This window comes from Sporosarcina newyorkensis, assembly GCF_900167515.1.
In the GTDB taxonomy this organism is placed as follows: domain Bacteria; phylum Bacillota; class Bacilli; order Bacillales_A; family Planococcaceae; genus Sporosarcina; species Sporosarcina newyorkensis.
The window spans coordinates 548,645-566,439 of sequence record NZ_FUYJ01000001.1 but is presented as its reverse complement, the minus strand read 5'-3'; the positions used below and the strand labels follow the sequence as shown (position 1 = coordinate 566,439).

At 40.5% G+C, this 17,795-nt stretch carries 18 protein-coding genes; 16 read left to right on the top strand and 2 right to left on the bottom strand.

The window, feature by feature from the left end:
- Window positions 1-4: 4 nt before the first annotated feature.
- Window positions 5-637, bottom strand: a complete 633-nt coding sequence (locus B5D59_RS03045) for a DUF1232 domain-containing protein (protein WP_078816807.1) — start codon at window positions 635-637, stop codon at window positions 5-7.
- 238 nt (window positions 638-875) lie between these two features.
- On the opposite strand from B5D59_RS03045, the gene B5D59_RS03040 reads away from it, so the two are divergent.
- Both B5D59_RS03040 and B5D59_RS03035 read left to right on the top strand, forming a co-directional pair.
- Entirely contained in the window at window positions 876-1,511 is a 636-nt protein-coding gene (locus B5D59_RS03040; protein WP_009497532.1) for an HD domain-containing protein, read from the top strand.
- Between the two features lie 316 nt (window positions 1,512-1,827).
- Window positions 1,828-2,556 carry an MOSC domain-containing protein gene (locus tag B5D59_RS03035; RefSeq protein ID WP_245799433.1) on the top strand — a complete coding sequence of 243 codons (729 nt, stop codon included), beginning with the start codon at window positions 1,828-1,830 and terminating at the stop codon, window positions 2,554-2,556.
- 100 nt (window positions 2,557-2,656) lie between these two features.
- Here the strand turns inward: B5D59_RS03035 and B5D59_RS03030 are convergent, their stop codons facing one another.
- Window positions 2,657-2,896: a hypothetical protein gene (locus B5D59_RS03030; protein WP_009497530.1), complete on the bottom strand. Its 240-nt coding sequence runs from the start codon at window positions 2,894-2,896 to the stop codon at window positions 2,657-2,659.
- Window positions 2,897-3,110: 214 nt separating this feature from the next.
- Between B5D59_RS03030 and B5D59_RS03025 the strand changes: the two genes are divergently transcribed.
- The 14 genes from B5D59_RS03025 to B5D59_RS02965 all read left to right on the top strand — a co-directional run bounded on the left by B5D59_RS03025 (window position 3,111) and on the right by B5D59_RS02965 (window position 17,782).
- Entirely contained in the window at window positions 3,111-5,069 is a 1,959-nt protein-coding gene (locus B5D59_RS03025; RefSeq protein ID WP_078816805.1) for an aconitate hydratase, read from the top strand.
- 21 nt (window positions 5,070-5,090) lie between these two features.
- On the top strand, window positions 5,091-5,267 hold the full coding sequence (locus tag B5D59_RS18120) for a hypothetical protein (RefSeq protein WP_009497528.1): 177 nt from the start codon (window positions 5,091-5,093) through the stop codon (window positions 5,265-5,267).
- A gap of 19 nt (window positions 5,268-5,286) precedes the next feature.
- Window positions 5,287-6,132: an MBL fold metallo-hydrolase gene (locus tag B5D59_RS03020; RefSeq protein WP_078816804.1), complete on the top strand. Its 846-nt coding sequence runs from the start codon at window positions 5,287-5,289 to the stop codon at window positions 6,130-6,132.
- Window positions 6,133-6,293: 161 nt separating this feature from the next.
- Window positions 6,294-8,291 carry an acetoacetate--CoA ligase gene (locus B5D59_RS03015; protein WP_078816803.1) on the top strand — a complete coding sequence of 666 codons (1,998 nt, stop codon included), beginning with the start codon at window positions 6,294-6,296 and terminating at the stop codon, window positions 8,289-8,291.
- A gap of 135 nt (window positions 8,292-8,426) precedes the next feature.
- Window positions 8,427-9,068, top strand: a complete 642-nt coding sequence (locus B5D59_RS03010; RefSeq protein ID WP_176132479.1) for an SIMPL domain-containing protein — start codon at window positions 8,427-8,429, stop codon at window positions 9,066-9,068.
- 238 nt (window positions 9,069-9,306) lie between these two features.
- On the top strand, window positions 9,307-10,308 hold the full coding sequence (locus tag B5D59_RS03005) for a LacI family DNA-binding transcriptional regulator (RefSeq protein WP_078816801.1): 1,002 nt from the start codon (window positions 9,307-9,309) through the stop codon (window positions 10,306-10,308).
- A gap of 18 nt (window positions 10,309-10,326) precedes the next feature.
- Window positions 10,327-11,283, top strand: coding sequence for a sugar kinase (locus tag B5D59_RS03000; RefSeq protein WP_078816800.1), 957 nt, complete (start codon window positions 10,327-10,329; stop codon window positions 11,281-11,283).
- A gap of 78 nt (window positions 11,284-11,361) precedes the next feature.
- Window positions 11,362-12,366: a TRAP transporter substrate-binding protein gene (locus tag B5D59_RS02995; RefSeq protein WP_078816799.1), complete on the top strand. Its 1,005-nt coding sequence runs from the start codon at window positions 11,362-11,364 to the stop codon at window positions 12,364-12,366.
- 72 nt (window positions 12,367-12,438) lie between these two features.
- A complete protein-coding gene (locus B5D59_RS02990) occupies window positions 12,439-12,921 on the top strand; it encodes a TRAP transporter small permease (protein WP_078816798.1) in 483 nt (160 codons plus the stop codon).
- The gene (locus B5D59_RS02985) at window positions 12,918-14,192 is read left to right on the top strand and encodes a TRAP transporter large permease (RefSeq protein ID WP_078816797.1); all 1,275 of its coding nucleotides are present in this window, start codon (window positions 12,918-12,920) and stop codon (window positions 14,190-14,192) included. Before B5D59_RS02990 ends, B5D59_RS02985 begins: the two co-directional genes overlap by 4 nt.
- Before the next feature lie 15 nt (window positions 14,193-14,207).
- Window positions 14,208-15,227: a zinc-binding alcohol dehydrogenase family protein gene (locus B5D59_RS02980; protein WP_078817015.1), complete on the top strand. Its 1,020-nt coding sequence runs from the start codon at window positions 14,208-14,210 to the stop codon at window positions 15,225-15,227.
- Between the two features lie 12 nt (window positions 15,228-15,239).
- Window positions 15,240-15,866, top strand: a complete 627-nt coding sequence (locus tag B5D59_RS02975) for a bifunctional 2-keto-4-hydroxyglutarate aldolase/2-keto-3-deoxy-6-phosphogluconate aldolase (RefSeq protein WP_078816796.1) — start codon at window positions 15,240-15,242, stop codon at window positions 15,864-15,866.
- 6 nt (window positions 15,867-15,872) lie between these two features.
- Complete coding sequence (gene uxuA / locus B5D59_RS02970; protein WP_078817014.1) at window positions 15,873-16,943, top strand: mannonate dehydratase; 1,071 nt, start codon at window positions 15,873-15,875, stop codon at window positions 16,941-16,943.
- A 2-nt stretch (window positions 16,944-16,945) separates the two neighbouring features.
- Window positions 16,946-17,782 (top strand): SDR family oxidoreductase, encoded by an 837-nt coding sequence (locus B5D59_RS02965; protein ID WP_078816795.1) that lies wholly within the window; start codon window positions 16,946-16,948, stop codon window positions 17,780-17,782.
- The last annotated feature ends 13 nt before the right edge of the window (window positions 17,783-17,795 follow it).

The window sequence follows — 17,795 nt, the reverse complement described above, 5'->3', positions numbered from 1 at the left end:
GTTATTAATTCTTATTTACTGTGCTAGAAGCAATCTGAACAGCGATCGCATCATCGATATAGCCAATTGCGAATAAATAATCCGGTATGGCATCGATCGGGGCAATGAAATATAATAATGCACTGCCAATAATAGCAATTTCTCGTTTACTTCCATTTTGAGCTTTGAACCTGCCGAATAAGTATTTTAGCTGATCCATGAATGGTCCCGTTCCGCCGGTGCTTTGGAGTTTCTCCTCAAAATCATTCAGAATACGATTCTTGCCTTCTGTCGTTTGTGAATCGTCTTTGTACTCTGCCAGTTGTTTTTCTACATTAGAAATGGAAATAGTGGCGGAGAGTTGATCAGATATATCCAAGAGGTGTTGTATGGTTTTATCGTCAGCAAACGTTGATTCTTTTTTGTTTTCTATAGAATAGCCTGCAGCTTCCAATAATTTCGACAACGGGATATCCAAAACAGATGAAAACTTCTCTAGATGATCAAGAGTCGCTTTACGTTTGTTGTTGATGATTCGAGAAATCGTAGCTGTGTCAATGTCCGTACGTTCACTTAGTTTGCGCATGGACAATGAATGTTTTTTTAAAGTATTTCGTAATAAATGCCCGATCGACAGTGTTTCAAATTCATTTGACATAAAACCAATCTCCTTTACAGAAAAACTGGAAGAAATTAAATGATCACCTAACGGCTTACATTGTAAAGAATTTTAAAGTAGTGTTGACAATTTGTCAACATGTGTAGAAAAATATTGCAGTTTGTTGAAAATGCAAATGAAATTCACTTGTTACTTTGCAGTAAGATTTCTTTTCATGAGATGTCAAATGTTTTTTCTGGTACGCTACAACATAGGATATAGAACTGTATAGAAAGGAATGGATAATTTGAAAGAAATGATAGCGAAATGCAGACAGATGGTTGAAATTATTTATAATAAATATGATGCGAGTCACGATCTAGATCATATTGATCGCGTGATGAAAAATGCAGAGAAGATCTTGCTTACTGAACCAACTGCTGATGAGCTCGTCGTTCGCTTAGCTGTTCTTTTGCATGACATAGAAGATGCGAAATATGAATCATTGCATGAGGCTACAACGGTAGAGATGCTCAAGCAAATTGGTGCTTCAGAGGACTTATCTGCGAACGTAATGTCTGCAATTGAAAGTGTGTCATTTAACGGAGGGCATTCGAAAGAGATTACTTCTATTGAAGGGGCTATTGTCAGAGATGCGGACCGGCTGGATGCAATCGGAGCAATCGGCATTGCGAGGGCATTTGCTTTTGGAGGGGCGCGGGGCAGAAAGTTATACGACTTAGAGGAAGAAGCTCGCAGGAGTATGTCGGCTTCTGAGTACCGTTCAAAAGAAACAGCTTCTGTTACGCATTTTCATGAAAAGTTGCTATTGCTTAAGGATTTGATGGTAACAGAAGAAGGAATCCGACTGGCGAAGGAACGACATGATTTTATGGTTTTATTTTTAAATGAATTGAAGAAGGAGATTGAGTAAAAAGAATAGTTTGAAATTCAATTCCTTTTCTGGTCTTCATTTGGTAGAATAAAGAAAACAGCTTATTTTGTTCTATCCTGTGAAGAAAAAGGTGAGTACTTGGATAAAAATAATAGATTATTTATTATTACATTAATTGCAATTGTACTCTTTACATTGGGTGGTTTTGCAATGCAAAAAGGTTTTATTACATTTTAAGTGTCTTGTTTCATTCTTTAGAGTCCTATGGTCAGTTCATCGACCAAGGGCTTTTCAAGTTATTTTGACATCATGAAAGATATAAACGAAATACTCAATGAAGGAAGGAGGGAATCAGATGAATATATATCAAAAACAGCCTGCAGAAATAGCGTCTATTTTTGTTGGGAAACCAAAAGTGATAGGGCAGCAAAATGCAGATCATCCGATGGAACGTGAATGGAAAACCTCCATCTTTAAAGAGCCTTTTGACGGACAGATCTTTTTAGGGATGACCAATCTGGAAGGGGATGAGCAGGCGGATCTAAAACACCACGGGGGTCCTGAAAAAGCTGTGTTTTCCTATCCGTCCGAGCATTATCATTATTGGCAAAATAAGCTCGGAAATTCGGAAATCAAGCCGGGCGGCATGGGAGAAAATTTCTCTACTATTAATTTGCAGGAATCTGACGTTGCGATTGGTGATATCTATGAAGTTGGGGAAGCCGTGATACAGGTGTCCCAACCGCGTCAGCCATGCTGGAAGCCTGCCCGTAGATTCCAAATACAAAATCTGGCTATACTTCTGCAAAACTCAGGCCGCACGGGTTGGTATTATCGTGTTCTTCAGGAGGGCTTTGTCGAGGCGGGTCAGACATTTCAACTGAGAGATCGTGTCGCCCCAGAATGGACAATTGAAAAATGTAATCAGGTCATGCATATAGAGCGAGAAAACTTCGAAAAAGCAGCTGCACTTGCAGCAGTTTCTGAGCTTGCGACCAATTGGAAAAAGACGTTGCTGAATCGAATTGAAATGAGAAAGGCTGAGGATATTCATAATCGAGTGTTCGGTCCTAATGTCGAGTGATATTCCTCGTATTTACTTTGCATAATCTACAACAGTTCAATATAGTAAGCAATCCAAGCTGAAAACTTTTTTGTGTTCAGCTTTTTTTGTTGCAATAGATTTAACGTTGCTGTTTTTTTAACCGTTCTACTTCTTTCATCAAATATTCAATTTGCTGTTGCATCTCCAATTTATCCGGATCATTCGCTGATTCAGGTCCTTTTGAAATTTGCTGTAGTGCTAAGTAGGCGGAAAACGTGGTCAGTGCATCGCCAAGAAACCCGAAAGCTTCACCAAGAAAAGCGATTTCCGCAATTTGTTTATCGCTAACACCCTCGTTTTGAAAGAAGTCATTATCCACCCAAACAACCTCCCTTATCCTTTTATCTATTATATGAAAAGCCAGCTAATTGAGTTCGAAATAGAAGTGCTATAGTACATACTAGTTATGCTGAAACTGCATAAAACTCGACTTGAAAGGGCAGGCTTTTTGCATGTCCGTTGTTCGGGTGTTTAGAAAGCAGATTTTGGGTATACGTTTTAAATAGTATGACTCTTTGAAAGGGCGGAGTATAGTGGCTTTAAATGTTACACAAAAGCTAATTAAATCACATTTAATTTCCGGGGAAATGAAACACGGAGAAGAGATTGGATTGAAGATTGACCAGACACTTACACAAGATGCAACCGGTACAATGGTGATGTTAGAGCTGGAGGCAATGGGTGTAAAGCGTGCACAGACAGAAGCATCCGCCCAATATGTAGACCACAATGTCATTCAAGTAGACAACAAGAATGCGGATGATCACTTATTTTTGCAGAGCGCCACACAGCGATTTGGATTGTATTATAGCCGACCTGGCAATGGAGTTAGCCACCCTGTACACATGCAACGGCTTGCAAAACCTGGGAAGACCTTGCTGGGTTCGGATAGTCACACTTGCGCGAACGGTTGTATGGGGATGCTGGCGATGGGTGCAGGCGGTTTGGATGTCGCGCTGGCGATCGCCGGCAAACCCATTTATATTAAAATGCCACAAGTATGGGGTGTGAGATTGACTGGTGAATTACCTGATTGGGTAAGTGCCAAAGATGTCATACTGGAAATGTTAAGGCGTTATGATGTCAAAGGCGGCGTAGGTAAGATCATTGAATATTATGGCCCGGGGTTGAACCATCTAAGTGCCATGGATCGGCATGTGATTGCCAATATGGGGGCTGAATTAGGTGCCACCACGACTGTCTTCCCATCAGATGAAGAGATAAAACATTTTCTAAAGACTCAGGGGAGAGAAGAAGATTGGACAGAACTTACAGCGGATAAAGGCGCAACTTATGACTTGAATGAAGAAATTAATTTATCAGAACTCGTTCCCTTAATCGCTAAGCCTTCAAGCCCCGGAAATGTTGTTCCTGTATCTGAAGTTGCCGGTACACCCATTTATCAATCATATCTCGGTTCCTCGGCAAATCCGGGTTATCGTGATTTTGCTATCGTATCTGAAATTGTTAAAGGGAAAAGGGCGAAACAAGGTGTTTCTTTCGATGTTAACCCAACTTCCAGACAACTCCTAACTGATTTAGTTAAAGAAGGGCATATCGCCAATCTTCTTCAAGCGGACGCACGGTTGCACCAAGCAGGCTGTAATGGCTGTATCGGTATGGGACAAGCCCCGGCGACTGGGCGCAATAGCTTACGGACAACACCGCGGAACTTCCCGGGCAGATCGGGCACACTCGAGGATAGCGTGTTTTTGTGTAGTCCTGAAACGGCTGCAGCCTCTGTTCTGAATGGAAAAATTACAGATCCAAGAACTTTGGGTATGCCGTATCCGCTAGTAAAAGACCCGGAAACGCCTACCGTGGATACGAAACTATTGACAGAACCATTGCCATATGAGGAAGCTCGAAAAGTGGAACTATACAAGGGACCGAATATCGCGTTGATTCCGGAGATGGATGAATTAAAAGACGAACTTGAAATTCCAATATTGCTAAAGATGAATGATAATATTTCAACCGATGAAATCCTCGCAGGAGGAGCGCGTGTCTTGCCTTATCGGAGTAATCTTCCTGAAATCAGTAAATTTGCATTTGAGATAATCGACCGTACCTATTACTCGCGAGCCAAAGCAAGTACTTTGGAAGGCGGACATGCCATTGTCGCAGGTTCTAACTATGGGCAGGGCTCGAGTCGGGAACATGCCGCTCTAGCACCAAGATATCTTGGTCTACGGGTAGCATTAGTAAAAGACTTTGCCCGCATACATTGGCAAAACCTAGTTAATTTTGGTGTACTTCCATTAACCTTTGTCGATCCAGATGATTATAAGTTGTTAGAAAATGGAGACGTTCTTCAACTTAGTAATTTACGTGAAGCGGTGAAGAGTGCAAAAGAATTTCCGATTTCTATAAAAGGGAAAAATCGTCAAATTCTAGTTCGACATAGCATGTCGGAGAGGCAAATTGATGTCATGCTCGAAGGTGGTATGATTAATTGGGCAAAAGCTCGACAAGATGAGACGCATGTTTAATTAAAGAGGGGGTATTATAAAATGGTTGATCGAGAAAGTACATGTAAGGCATGTGAAGGTGCAGGAATGTTAGCGGACGACGAAGGTTGGCAATATGCCTGCAGTGTCTGCCGAGGTAAAGGAATTCTTCACTCTGCTGTTTCTGCAGAGGAAGCAAAAGTCATGGAAGTAGACCACAACAACCGATTGTTAGATTAATGGACAGGAGGCTACAATAATGGAAAGAAGTTCATCAACTGAGCGTTTTCAACCGGTTACTTCAGAAAAGAGTAATCAAGGTGTAGAGGTAACGCCTGACCTGTATTGTCATACGATACAAATTGTGAACATCATCTTTTATGGTAAACCTGACGAGGGAGATTGGGTCCTGATTGACGCAGGAATGCCTAAATCCGGGAAAAAAATTGTGGAAGCCGCAGTTGCAAGGTTTGGTTCTCACCGACCTCCAAAAGCGATTATCATGACACATGCACATTTCGACCATGTGGGTGGATTGATTGATGTATTGGAGGAATGGAAAGACGTCCCGGTTTACGCCCACGAGCTTGAAATGCCTTATATTACGGGTATGCAAGACTATCCACAACCTGATACTTTGGTAGAAGGTGGCATGGTAGCCAAAATGTCTTTTATGTTTCCAATCGAAGCTATAGATATTGGAGAACGGGTGCATGTCTTACCAACTGATCATTCTGTACCGTTCATGCCGGGATGGAAATGGATCCATACGCCGGGTCACTCAACAGGACATGTATCACTATTTAGAGAATCAGATCATGCGCTGATTGCAGGAGATGCATTCGTTACAGTGAAACAGGATTCACTTTACAAAGTGTTTACCCAAGAACTGGAGATGAACGGTCCACCACGCTATTTGACTCCCGATTGGGAAAGTGCGGAACAATCAGTCAAGTCATTGGCTGCTCTCAAACCAGAAATTGCGATTACAGGTCATGGCGTACCGGTTACGGATGCTTCATGGCTGCAAACAGAATTAGACAACTTAGCCAATCGGTTTAAAAATGTAGCTGTGCCCGATTATGGTAAATTTGTTGATGAATAATTGAAAAGCTTATCTGCAGACAGGATGTACTGCAGATAAGCTTTTTGGTTTGAAAACAAGAAAACCTTGAATTGACGAACTATTAAAACAACAGTAGTATAGTTAATGAAAGCGAATACATTCAGTTTGTATATAGATAAGCTACAGAGGGAGGAATCGGGATGGCGATAGAAGGAACAATACTTTGGAAACCAAGTGAATCCTACAAAGAACAAGCGAACATTACACACTATATGAATTGGTTGCAGGAAGAGAGAGGATTAGAGGTCTCTGACTATAACTCACTATGGCAATGGTCTGTAAATGAACTAGAGGATTTTTGGGAATCGATATGGAACTACTTCGCTATTGATTCAGCTTCTCCTTATAAACAAGTACTAGACACGAAGAGAATGCCGGGCGCTAACTGGTTTTCGGGATCAACACTAAATTACGTGGAGCATATTTTCCGACAGGGCGCTAATGAGAAAACTGCGATTTTTCATGAATCTGAAATTCGTCCGCTCGGAGAAATGTCATGGGGGACATTTAAAGAGCAAGTCGTGACCTTAGCGACGAAATTACGAGAGATTGGGGTCAAACCTGGAGATTGTGTAGCTGCCTACTTGCCGAATATACCGGAAACCGTTGTAGCAATGATGGCTACAATGAGCATCGGTGCGATCTGGTCAAGTTGTTCACCGGATTTTGGCAGCAGAAGTGTGCTGGATCGCCTTCAGCAAATCGAACCGAAGCTATTGTTGACGATCGATGGGTATCAGTATGCTGGTAAAACCTTTGATCGGCGTGAAGAGATTCGTGACATTGTAAAGCGTTTGCCAAGTGTTCAGCATGTGATTCATGTACCATATTTATATGCAGAAGAACAGGTAGGACCTACGAAAGATGCGTTAATCTGGAATGATGTGATCAATGAGCCCGCAGCAGTCTCGGTAGCCCAATTTACATTTGAAAAAGTGCCATTTGACCACCCTCTGCAAATTATGTACTCATCCGGCACGACAGGAATTCCAAAAGCGATTGTGCATAGTCATGGCGGAATTTTATTGGAATCATATAAGATTTTAACCTTCCATGCAAACTTGACTCCGGATAGCCGCTTGCTCTTTTATACAACGACAGGGTGGATGATGTTCAATATATTAACGAGTGGATTGCTTACAGGTTCGTCTATCATCCTGTATGATGGGAATCCGGCTTATCCATCGATCGGAAAGTTGTGGGAGTTAGCAGAAAAGACGAAAGCTACTGTCTTTGGTGCCAGCCCGATGTACATTAATTTAATGAAGAAAGCAGGCCTAACGCCAAAAGAGCAATATGATATTTCGGCTATTGATTCCATTATATTAAGCGGCGCGCCGGCAAGTCCAGATGTCTTTGAGTGGATTTATCAGAATGTGAAAGACGATTTATGGCTTTCCTCTCAAAGTGGGGGTACCGATATTTGTTCGGGGTTCGTGTCGGGTGTACCGACAGAGCCGGTATACGCGGGAGAAATGCAAGTCCGCGGCCTTGGCGTAGATGTCCACGCATTCTCCGAAGCAGGAGTTTCTGTCGTGGATGAAGTTGGGGAATTAGTTGTACTGCAGCCGATGCCGTCCATGCCGATTTATTTTTGGAATGATGAACAAAATGAGCGGCTTCTGGAAAGCTACTTTGACACGTATGAGGGAATTTGGCGGCAAGGAGATAATTTGAAGATAACTTCGCGGGGTACTTGCGTAATTTACGGTCGGTCCGACTCTGTATTAAACCGCAACGGGGTCAGGATGGGGACAAGTGAAATTTACGCGTCGGTAGAATCACTCGAAGGAATCCAAGATAGCATTATTGTGAATTTAGATTTACCGGATAGCCGATCGTATATGCCATTATTTATCGTGGTAAAAGAAGGGGTTTTATTCGACGAAGAATTAAAGTCGAGAATTAATAAAAAGATAAGAGAAGGTGTTTCGCCGAAGCACGTACCGGACGCTATTTTTCCAATCCAGCAAGTACCTTATACACTTACCGGAAAAAAGATGGAAGTGCCTATACGAAAAATAATTACGGGGATTCCAGTAGAGCAAGCAGCAAACCCGGATGCTATGGCGAATCCAGGGGCGCTTGATTATTTCGTTCGCTTCTCTGAAACCTTGAACGCACCTGTTGAAGGATGAACCGATAAAAGAGCTGAAGTCTTTATGATTTCGGCTCTTTTCTATATGATTAAAAGCTGTTTTCACGATTTGCTTAGTATGAAAGGGACTAGCTGACGCATAGCAATGTATTAATAGAAAAGGAGAGTGATGGAAATGTATAATGCGTCTTATCATGATCAGCAAAGCCGTTCCATAACTGTTTGGGGGGAAGGGGCGGTGAAGGTAACTCCCGACACCGTTCATATTATTATGATGGTCAATTCGAGAGGAAATGAATTAAATGAAATTCAGCAAGAAAATGCGGATCGGATGAACAATGTCATCAGCTCATTGGTCGCTATGGGCGTCCCGGAATCCTCTATCCAAACGATCGATTATCAGATTCATCCTGTCTATGATTACGTGGATGGCGTACAAACCTTCAAAGGTTATGAAGTCGTCAATACAATACGCGTTACAATCAGTGAAATTTCACGTGTAGGTGAAGTGGTGGACACTGCTGTTTCGAATGGTGTGAACCAAATTGGCTCAATCCAATTTACGATCCAAGATCAAAGCGAATACTATCAAAAAGCTCTTGCGCAGGCACTGCAAGACGCCGAAACAAAGATGGTGACGATCGGTTCTTCGCTAAAGCTGCCCAATCGACCAATTCCAGTGAAAATTGAAGAACAACATGTTGCACAGCCGGTTGCCTTTCGTGCTGTTACGATGGCGGAAGCAGGGGGGACGCCGATTGAGTCGGGAACGATTACGGTGAGTGCTAGTTTGAAGGTTAGATATCAAATGGTTTGATCATGGGAATAGGAAGCAATACATGCATAACAACTACTGTTTATAAATAAAAGTTAAAAGCCAATATTTACGAATATAAACTTGTCTGTCTTTCGGTATTAGTTAGGCAAGTTAATATTCGTTTTTAAATATTTTAATAATATGAATAATAACTATTGATTTTGAAAACGTTTGCATTTATACTTTTACTAAATCGGTTTACTAAACCGGTTTAGTAAAAAGAAAAAGGTGAAGTGAAATGAAAGTGACTATGGCTGATGTCGCAAAAAAAGCAGGCGTCTCCAAAAGTACTGTTTCACAATTTATTAACAATAGATTTGAATTTATGGCGGAAGCGACCAAAGTAAAAATCGAGGAATCTATTGAAGAGCTGGGTTACATACCGAACAATATGGCGCGAAGTTTGAAAAAGAAAGAATCTAACACTATTGGTATCATTGTTGCAAATATCTTGCACACGTTTTCGAATGAAATCATTCGTGCGATAGAGGATGTATGTGAAGAACAAGGGGTTCATGTATTTGTTTGCAACGCGGATGATGATCCTAAGAAAGAACGTTCGTATATTAAAATGCTACAGGCGAAACAAGTAGACGGTCTAATCATTTTTCCAACAGTAGGAAATGAAGATGTCTACGCAAGTTTACGTAAGTCCAATTTTCCGATCGTATTTTTGGATAGAAAGACAGAAGGAGCTTATTACCCTACGATCATGTTGGACAACCACAAAGCTTCGGAAATTGCAATTAATCAATGTGTGAAAGCAGGCAAGATGAAAATAGCTATTGTTTCAACTTCTATTAAACGAAAAGTAGTCCCTCGGATCGAACGAATTGAAGGATATAAGCGACGAATGAAAGAGCTTAACTTGGCATATGAAGAATCCTGGATAGTTGCAACTGAACGGACAAAAATAGTAGAAGATCTTGACAGACTATGGTTGGCAGATGAAAGACCAAATGCTTTTTATGCGATTAACGACTTAGCTCTCATGGAATTAATGAAATTCATTAAGAAAAACAGCTTAACTATTCCTCAGGATGTTGCTGTGATTGGTTTGGATGACTCTCCTTTCTTGGAAGTTTTTACACCCCCCATTACCGTTATCACGCAGCCGACTTTTCAAATGGGTAAAGAAGCAGCGCAACTATTGCTAAAAATTATTCAGGCGAAAGATATTGAGGATGATTATGAGGTTATGAGACACATACCTCGTTTATTAAAAAGGGAGTCTGTTTAGAAATAAGGAGTTGGGAATATGTCTAAAAATTTTAATGTATTAACGATAGGGGATTCAATGATAACGATGAATCCTTTTACCACAGGCCCTATGCGATTCGTCTCTACTTTTGAGCGGAAAGTCGGCGGCGCAGAACTAAACTTCGCTATTGGATGTGCAAGACTTGGTATGAAGAGTAAATGGATTAGCCGTTTGGGAGAAGATGAATTTGGACGAGTGATTTACAATTTTGCGCGAGGTGAAGGTATTGATGTATCAGAAGTTGATTTTGTAGAAGGTTATCCAACGTCCGTTAACTTTAAAGAGATTAGAGAAAGTGGAGATGGAAAGACATTTTATTATCGTCATCAGTCACCTATTCTAACACTGAAGCCTGAAGATATTAATGACGAATGCTTGGATTCTGTTGATCTAGTACATATTACAGGAGTATTCCTAGCAATCGATCCACAAAATCTAGTAATTACAAAAAAACTTATCTCATTAGCGAACAAAAAAAGTATTCCGGTTTCTTTTGATCCCAATATTCGTTTGAAGCTTTGGACAATAGAAGAAGCGAAAAAAGTGTATTTTGAACTATTCCCGCATATAGACATCTTATTAACTGGTTTAGATGAAATTGACACCCTTTTAGATGGAAGTTCAGAAGTATCATTGACCAAATTTGCGGAAAAGTACGGAATTTCAGACTTGGTTATTAAAGACGGAGCTTCTGGTTCTAGGTTGTATCGAAGTGGTCAATGGTTCTCAGCACCAGCATTTAATGTTCCCGTTGTCGACACAGTGGGTGCGGGAGATGGTTTTGATGCAGGATACGTGTACAGCTACTTGCATAACACTGAACCAGAGCAGGCTTTGCGATTTGCTAATGGCGTTGGTGCACTTGTTGTAACCGTTTCAGGAGATAATGAAGGTCTTCCATATTTGAGTGAAGTGCAGTCATTCATTCAAGGAGAAAAAGAAATTGAGAGATAGAGACTACTGAAAGGGGTGATTGAGGAAATAATGCTAGGTATGTCGGAAATAGATTACAACTCTAAAGGAGAGAAAAACATGAGAAAATTTAAATGGATTGCAGGTTTAATGATCGCAATGTTAATGTTAGCGGCTTGTGGATCAGATAATGCAGAAGAAACAGCAGGTGGTAAAAGTGAGAAGGTTATTAAATGGAAACTAGGTCACTTAGCAGACGAAAATCATATTTGGCATAAAACCGCAGAGAAATTTGCAGAGTCCGTAAAAGAAAAAACAGACGGACAAATAGAAATTGTAATTTACCCGAACAACTCTTTGGGTGGAGAAACAGATACGATCAACTCGATTCAAGCTGGATCTGCCGATATGGTTGTTTCAGGGGAAACACTGCAAAACTGGGCTCCAAAAGCTGCTTTAATGGCTGTCCCTTATGCGTTTGACGGTATTGATCATGTGAAAAAAGTGGTTGAAGGTGATATAGGAAAAGAAATTGAAGAGCAGATTATGGATAAGGCAAAATTAACACCTCTTTATAATCATCTGAGAGCGCCACGTAATCTAACATCAGATAAAAAAATCGAATCATTAGCTGATCTAAAAGGTTTCACAATGCGTGTGCCAAATGTCCCTCTATTCTTAAAAGTGTGGGAAGCAGCAGGAGCAAAACCCCAAGTTATCGACTTTAACGAAGTATTTACAGGTTTGCAGCAAGGTGTCATCATGGGTCAAGAAAATCCAGTAGACTTAATCCAAAGTGGCGGTCTATATGAAGTACAGAAATATGTCAATCGTACTGAACACGTGTATTCTTGGATTTATGTATTGGTTGGAAACGATCAATTTAATGCATTAACTGAAGAACAACAAAAAGCCGTAAAAGACGCTGCAACTGAAGCACAAGAATTCGGTGATTCATTATATGATGAATCAATTGAATCAATTGAGCAAGATTTAAAGGAAAAAGGAATGGAGTTTGTTGATGTAGATCGTCAGGAATTTAGTGATGCGATGTTACCAGCAGTTAAAAAGTCATTATCTGACGAGCAAAATGAAGTACTAGACAAAATTCTTGACGCGAAGTAATACAGAAACCAAAAGGTACGACTAGTCCATACCTAGTTGTGCCTTTCCTTAAGAAAGGAATGAATCACAGCCATGTTGAAGTTAGTGGAACGCATATTAGGCACACTTTCAATTTTGAGCTTTACTGGCGTTATCATTGTAGTGACAGTTCAAATTTTGTCAAGATTTCTGCCGTTTTCTTATGTCTGGACAGAAGAATTGACACGTTACTTATTCTTATTTGCAATTAGTTTCGGAACACCTTTAGCTTTGATGCGCAATGAATATATTAATGTTGATTTGTTGATTAATAAAATGAAAGGCAGTGTCAGAAAGTTTTATGATATAGGAATCTATATCGTTATTTTAATTTTAACTCTTGTGATTGCGAATGAAGGGTACAAATTTATGTTACTAGGACACAATCAACAAGCAGCAACACTACCAATTCAGATGTCAGTTGTACATGCGTCAATCTTTTTCATGGGTCTGTTCATTTCAATATTTTCAGTCATAAAAATTGTTAAATTAATACAGAATAAAGAGCCTTACGTAGATGGGAGTGAAGAAGAATGATGGCACTAGTTTTATTCCTATCTTTCCTAGTTTTGATATTTATAGGAGTGCCTGTTGCTTTTAGTTTAGGTTTATCTTCATTATTGTATTTATTTCTTAATGATATGTCATTTTCGATCATCCCTCAAAGAATGTTTGGCGGACTAAATTCATTCGTCTTACTTTGTATTCCTGGCTTCATTTTAGCGGGGAACTTGATGAACGCGGGTGGCATTACAGACCGGATCATTCAGTTTGCGAATAACTGTTTTGGTCATATCCGAGGTGGTCTTGGACTTGCTAATGTAGGGTCTTCAATGGGCTTTGCGGGTATCTCAGGAACGGCTCTAGCGGATACTGCAAGTATTGGTGCAGTAATGATACCGGCTATGAAAAAAGAGGGATATGGAGCAGGCTTCTCTGCAGCTGTTACTGCGTCATCTTCAACGGTCGGTCCAATTATTCCTCCATCCTTACCTATGATTATTGTAGGTACACTTGCATCTGTCTCGATTGGGGACCTTTTTCTAGCAGGTGCACTGCCAGGTATTCTCTTAGGTCTGGGCTTGATGATTCCAACCTACATTATTTCGGTCAAGAGAAATTATCCTAAAGGTGAACGGAAATCATTCAAAGAAATAACGAATAGTTTCTTGGGTGCTTTTTGGGCGTTATTTATGACGGTTATTATCTTAGTTGGAATATTAGGCGGTTTCTTCACTCCAACTGAAGCTTCTATCATTGCCGTTTTATATGCACTTGTCATTGGAATCTTTGTTTATAAAGAACTTCCTATTAAGAAAATACCAGAAATCATGTTATCTTCTATGACTAGCACAGCATCTATTATGTTACTAGTAGGGTTTGCAAACTTGTTTGGTTGGATTATGGTTAGTGAACAAATCCCGCAATTGGTTGCGAGTACGATTCTAGGGATCTCGAGCAATCCGATCGTCGTGATTATCTTAATCAATGTTTTGCTTCTATTTGTCGGTACTTTTATGGAGACGATTGCCGCACTCGTAATTCTCTTCCCTGTATTGCTTCCTGTCGCTATGGAAGTCGGAATGGATCCAGTGCAATTCGGTGTCATGATGGTATTGAACTTAGTAATCGGGTTGACTACACCACCAGTGGGGGTATGTTTGTTCGTCGCTTCACAAATCGGAAAAGTTTCTATTGGAAAAACTACGAAAGAGTTGCTGCCATTCCTAGGGGTCAGTTTAGTCATCTTATTATTAGTGTCATTTGTGCCTCAGATTACATTGTATTTACCAAGTCTATTTAAGTAGGTGAAGGAATTGAAAGTGAAAGCAGTTCAAGTACCAGAAGCACATAAATTAGTGATTATCGAAAAAGAATGTCCAAAAATTAAGGATAGTTTTGACGTACAAGTGAAAGTGAAGCGAGTTGGAATTTGCGGATCGGACATGCATATTTTCCACGGCACCAATCCTCTTGCAACGTATCCACGCGTGGTAGGTCATGAAGTAGCTGGAGAAGTGATGGCGATCGGTGACTCCGTTAAAACTGTTCAGGTAGGAGATCATGTAGTGATCGAGCCGATCTCATTTTGCGGGAAATGTTATGCATGTAGAAAAGGTCGTCAAAACGTATGTAAACATTTATCTGTTTTCGGAGTACATGAAGACGGTGGAATGCAGGAAGTAGTTGTGCTACCTGAATGTCAAGTCCATCAAGTTAGCAAAGACTTAGATTGGGATGAAATTGTTTTGGCTGAGCCTTACACGATTGGTGCTCAGGCTGTCTGGCGCGGTAAAGTTGAGGCGGGTGATACGGTTTTAATCCAAGGTTGTGGCCCGATAGGTATTTGCATCTTAAAGTTAGCAAAAATAGCGGGTGCCATTGTCATGATGACGGATTTAGATGAAAAGAGACTGCAATTCGCGAAAGAAAATGGTGCAGACTATATTTTAAACGCTGGTAATGTTTCAATTGAGGATGAAGTCATGAGAATCACTGAAGATGAAGGCGTAAATGTTGTAATTGATGCAGTATGTTTACCATCAACTTTTGAACTAGGTATCCAGGTTGCTTCACCGGCAGGAACTATTGTCGTTCTAGGTTTTGATGAGCGACCAAGTTCAGTTTCACAGCTGCCAATTACGAAAAAAGAATTAACAGTAGTGGGTTCGCGTTTACAGACAAATCAATTTGAAAAAATCATTACGTTATTAAATGAAGGAAAACTTACACATAATGGATTGATCACACACAAGTTCAACTTGGCAGATGTTCAAGAGGCCTTTGACTTTATTGAGAAGAATCCAGATCAAGTTCGTAAAGCATGTATTATTTTTGACTGAGGAGATGAGAAAATGCTTCCAAAACATCAAGTGATCCAACATTTACTAGAACAAAAAGTAGTGGCAGTCATTCGTGCTTCTCATGCTGAAGAAGCGATTGAAATTTCGAAAGCTGCCATTTCTGGAGGAATCACAGCGATTGAATTAACTTTTACGACACCATCTGTCGAGAATGTTTTCAAGGGATTATCAGCTGAACAGGCAGTGATTGGAGCTGGAACGGTCTTAGATGCTGAAACAGCTCGTATCGCGATTTTGTTGGGCGCTAAATTTGTTGTGAGCCCACATTATGATGAACAAATTGCGAAAATGTGTAATCGCTATGCCATTCCTTATTTACCAGGATGCATGACAATTAAGGAGATGAATAATGCAATGGAAGGCGGTTGCGATATTCTGAAGTTATTTCCGGCGAATCAATTCCAACCTTCTATTATATCAGCGTTTAAAGGTCCGTTGCCATATACAAACTTCATGCCTACAGGTGGTATTTCTTTAAATAATTTAGAAGAATGGCTAGATGCAGGAGCTGTAGCAGTCGGTATTGGAAGTGATCTTACAAAAGCTTATGCAACTGGTGGAGAAGAAGCAGTACGCAAGCTTGCTGAAAAATATATTGAAAAATCAAAGGGGGGGTAAGTCATGATGAATATCACCTTTCGTTGGTATGGCCGCAATAACGATACCGTTTCATTAGAACAAATAAAGCAAATACCTGGGACCAAAGGTATTGTTTGGGCATTGCACAATAAACAAGCTGGCGAATTATGGACAGAAGAAGAGATTCAAAATGAAGTTGCTTACATCCATTCACATGGTTTTCATGCAGATGTAGTAGAAAGCGTTAATGTTCATGAGTCAATTAAACTAGGATTGCCTGAACGAGATCAATTCATAGAAATCTACAAGCAAACGATTCGGAACTTATCAAAAGTAGGTGTCAAAGTAATCTGTTATAATTTTATGCCAGTTTTTGACTGGACGCGTTCCGACCTGCACCATCCGCTTCCGGACGGTTCAACTGCACTGTTTTATGAAAAAGCGAAAGTAGAAGGGATCGATCCGGCAGAGCTTGTGAAATCTATATCCGAATCTTCTACTTTAACAATGCCTGGTTGGGAACCGGAACGACTTGCGAAGATTACCGATTTATTTGCAGCCTATAAAGAAGTCGATGACAATAAGTTGTGGAAAAACCTAGCATACTTTTTGCGTGCAATTTTGCCGATTGCCGAAGAGTGTGATATTCAGATGGCAATTCATCCGGATGATCCGCCATGGTCTATTTTCGGTCTGCCACGTATTATGACAGGCGGAGATAGCTTGGAAAAACTGTTGGCGATCTCAGACTCTCCTTCAAATCGTATTACTTTCTGTACTGGTTCTCTTGGAGCCAATCCAGAAAACAATATGGTGAAGTTGGCAGAGAAGTATGCAAAATATTCTCCATTTGCTCATGTTCGTAATGTGAAAATCTTTGAAAATGGTGATTTTATCGAGACTTCTCATCTCACAGAAGATGGTTCAATCGATATTGCAGGCGTGGTCCAGACTTTAGCTGATCAACAGTATACAGGATATATACGTCCTGATCATGGTAGGCATTTATGGAATGAGGATTGCCGACCTGGATATGGATTATATGACCGTGCACTCGGAATAATGTATTTGCTTGGGCTGTGGGATGCATATCATATGAAAAATGGGGTGAAGTAACTGTGCACAATATTCACCACAAATTACACGATAAAGTTGCGGTAGTGACAGGTGGAAGCGGAGTGCTTTGTTCAGCGATGGCATTTGAGCTCGCGAGACAAGGCGTGAAAATTGCGATTGTCAACCGGACTCTTAAGAACGGTCAGCTCATTGCGGACCAAATTCAAGAAGCAGGCGGACAGGCTATAGCTGTTGAAGGGGATGTACTAAACCGAGCTTCTTTGGAAAAAGCGAGAGAGCAAATTCTTGCACACTTTTCTAAAGTAGACATACTAATTAATGGAGCAGGTGGTAATCATCCTGATGCTATAACTTCGGAAGAGACATATAGCGGGAAAGAAGTAGATCAGTCTTTCTTTGAATTAGATGAGTCGGGTTTCTCTAACGTATTTGCAAGCAATTTTACAGGCACCTTTTTGACCAGCCAAGTATTTGGAAAGGCTTTGTTGGAACAGAAGTCTCCAGTAATTTTGAATGTATCATCGATGAGTGCTTTCTCTCCAATGACGAAAGTGCCCGCTTATAGTGCAGCAAAGTCAGCGATCAATAATTTCACGATGTGGATGGCAGTGCATTTTGCTAAATCCAATTTACGTGTTAATGCAATCGCACCTGGATTCTTCTTGACGAATCAGAATCACGATTTATTGATTGACGCAGAAGGAAATCACACAGCACGATCCCAGAAAATATTAAACAACACACCGATGAAACGTTTCGGAATACCAAAGGATCTTCTCGGCACGATGTTATGGTTAGTTGACGAGTCGTATTCAAGCTTCGTTACAGGCATTACAGTACCAGTTGATGGTGGCTTTATGGCGTATTCAGGTGTCTAAATATAGGATAAAT

Excerpts from the sequence above, each read along its gene's own strand:
- B5D59_RS03015 (WP_078816803.1), top strand. The coding sequence starts at position 6,294 with ATGGCGATAGAAGGAACAATACTTTGGAAACCAAGTGAATCCTACAAA.
- B5D59_RS03005 (WP_078816801.1), top strand. The coding sequence starts at position 9,307 with ATGAAAGTGACTATGGCTGATGTCGCAAAAAAAGCAGGCGTCTCCAAA.
- uxuA (WP_078817014.1), top strand. The coding sequence starts at position 15,873 with ATGAATATCACCTTTCGTTGGTATGGCCGCAATAACGATACCGTTTCA.
- B5D59_RS03040 (WP_009497532.1), top strand. The coding sequence starts at position 876 with ATGGATAATTTGAAAGAAATGATAGCGAAATGCAGACAGATGGTTGAA.
- B5D59_RS02975 (WP_078816796.1), top strand. The coding sequence starts at position 15,240 with ATGCTTCCAAAACATCAAGTGATCCAACATTTACTAGAACAAAAAGTA.
- B5D59_RS02990 (WP_078816798.1), top strand. The coding sequence starts at position 12,439 with ATGTTGAAGTTAGTGGAACGCATATTAGGCACACTTTCAATTTTGAGC.
- B5D59_RS02995 (WP_078816799.1), top strand. The coding sequence starts at position 11,362 with ATGAGAAAATTTAAATGGATTGCAGGTTTAATGATCGCAATGTTAATG.
- B5D59_RS03035 (WP_245799433.1), top strand. The coding sequence starts at position 1,828 with ATGAATATATATCAAAAACAGCCTGCAGAAATAGCGTCTATTTTTGTT.
- B5D59_RS18120 (WP_009497528.1), top strand. The coding sequence starts at position 5,091 with ATGGTTGATCGAGAAAGTACATGTAAGGCATGTGAAGGTGCAGGAATG.
- B5D59_RS02985 (WP_078816797.1), top strand. The coding sequence starts at position 12,918 with ATGATGGCACTAGTTTTATTCCTATCTTTCCTAGTTTTGATATTTATA.
- B5D59_RS03000 (WP_078816800.1), top strand. The coding sequence starts at position 10,327 with ATGTCTAAAAATTTTAATGTATTAACGATAGGGGATTCAATGATAACG.
- B5D59_RS03020 (WP_078816804.1), top strand. The coding sequence starts at position 5,287 with ATGGAAAGAAGTTCATCAACTGAGCGTTTTCAACCGGTTACTTCAGAA.
- B5D59_RS03010 (WP_176132479.1), top strand. The coding sequence starts at position 8,427 with ATGTATAATGCGTCTTATCATGATCAGCAAAGCCGTTCCATAACTGTT.
- B5D59_RS03045 (WP_078816807.1), bottom strand. The coding sequence starts at position 637 with ATGTCAAATGAATTTGAAACACTGTCGATCGGGCATTTATTACGAAAT.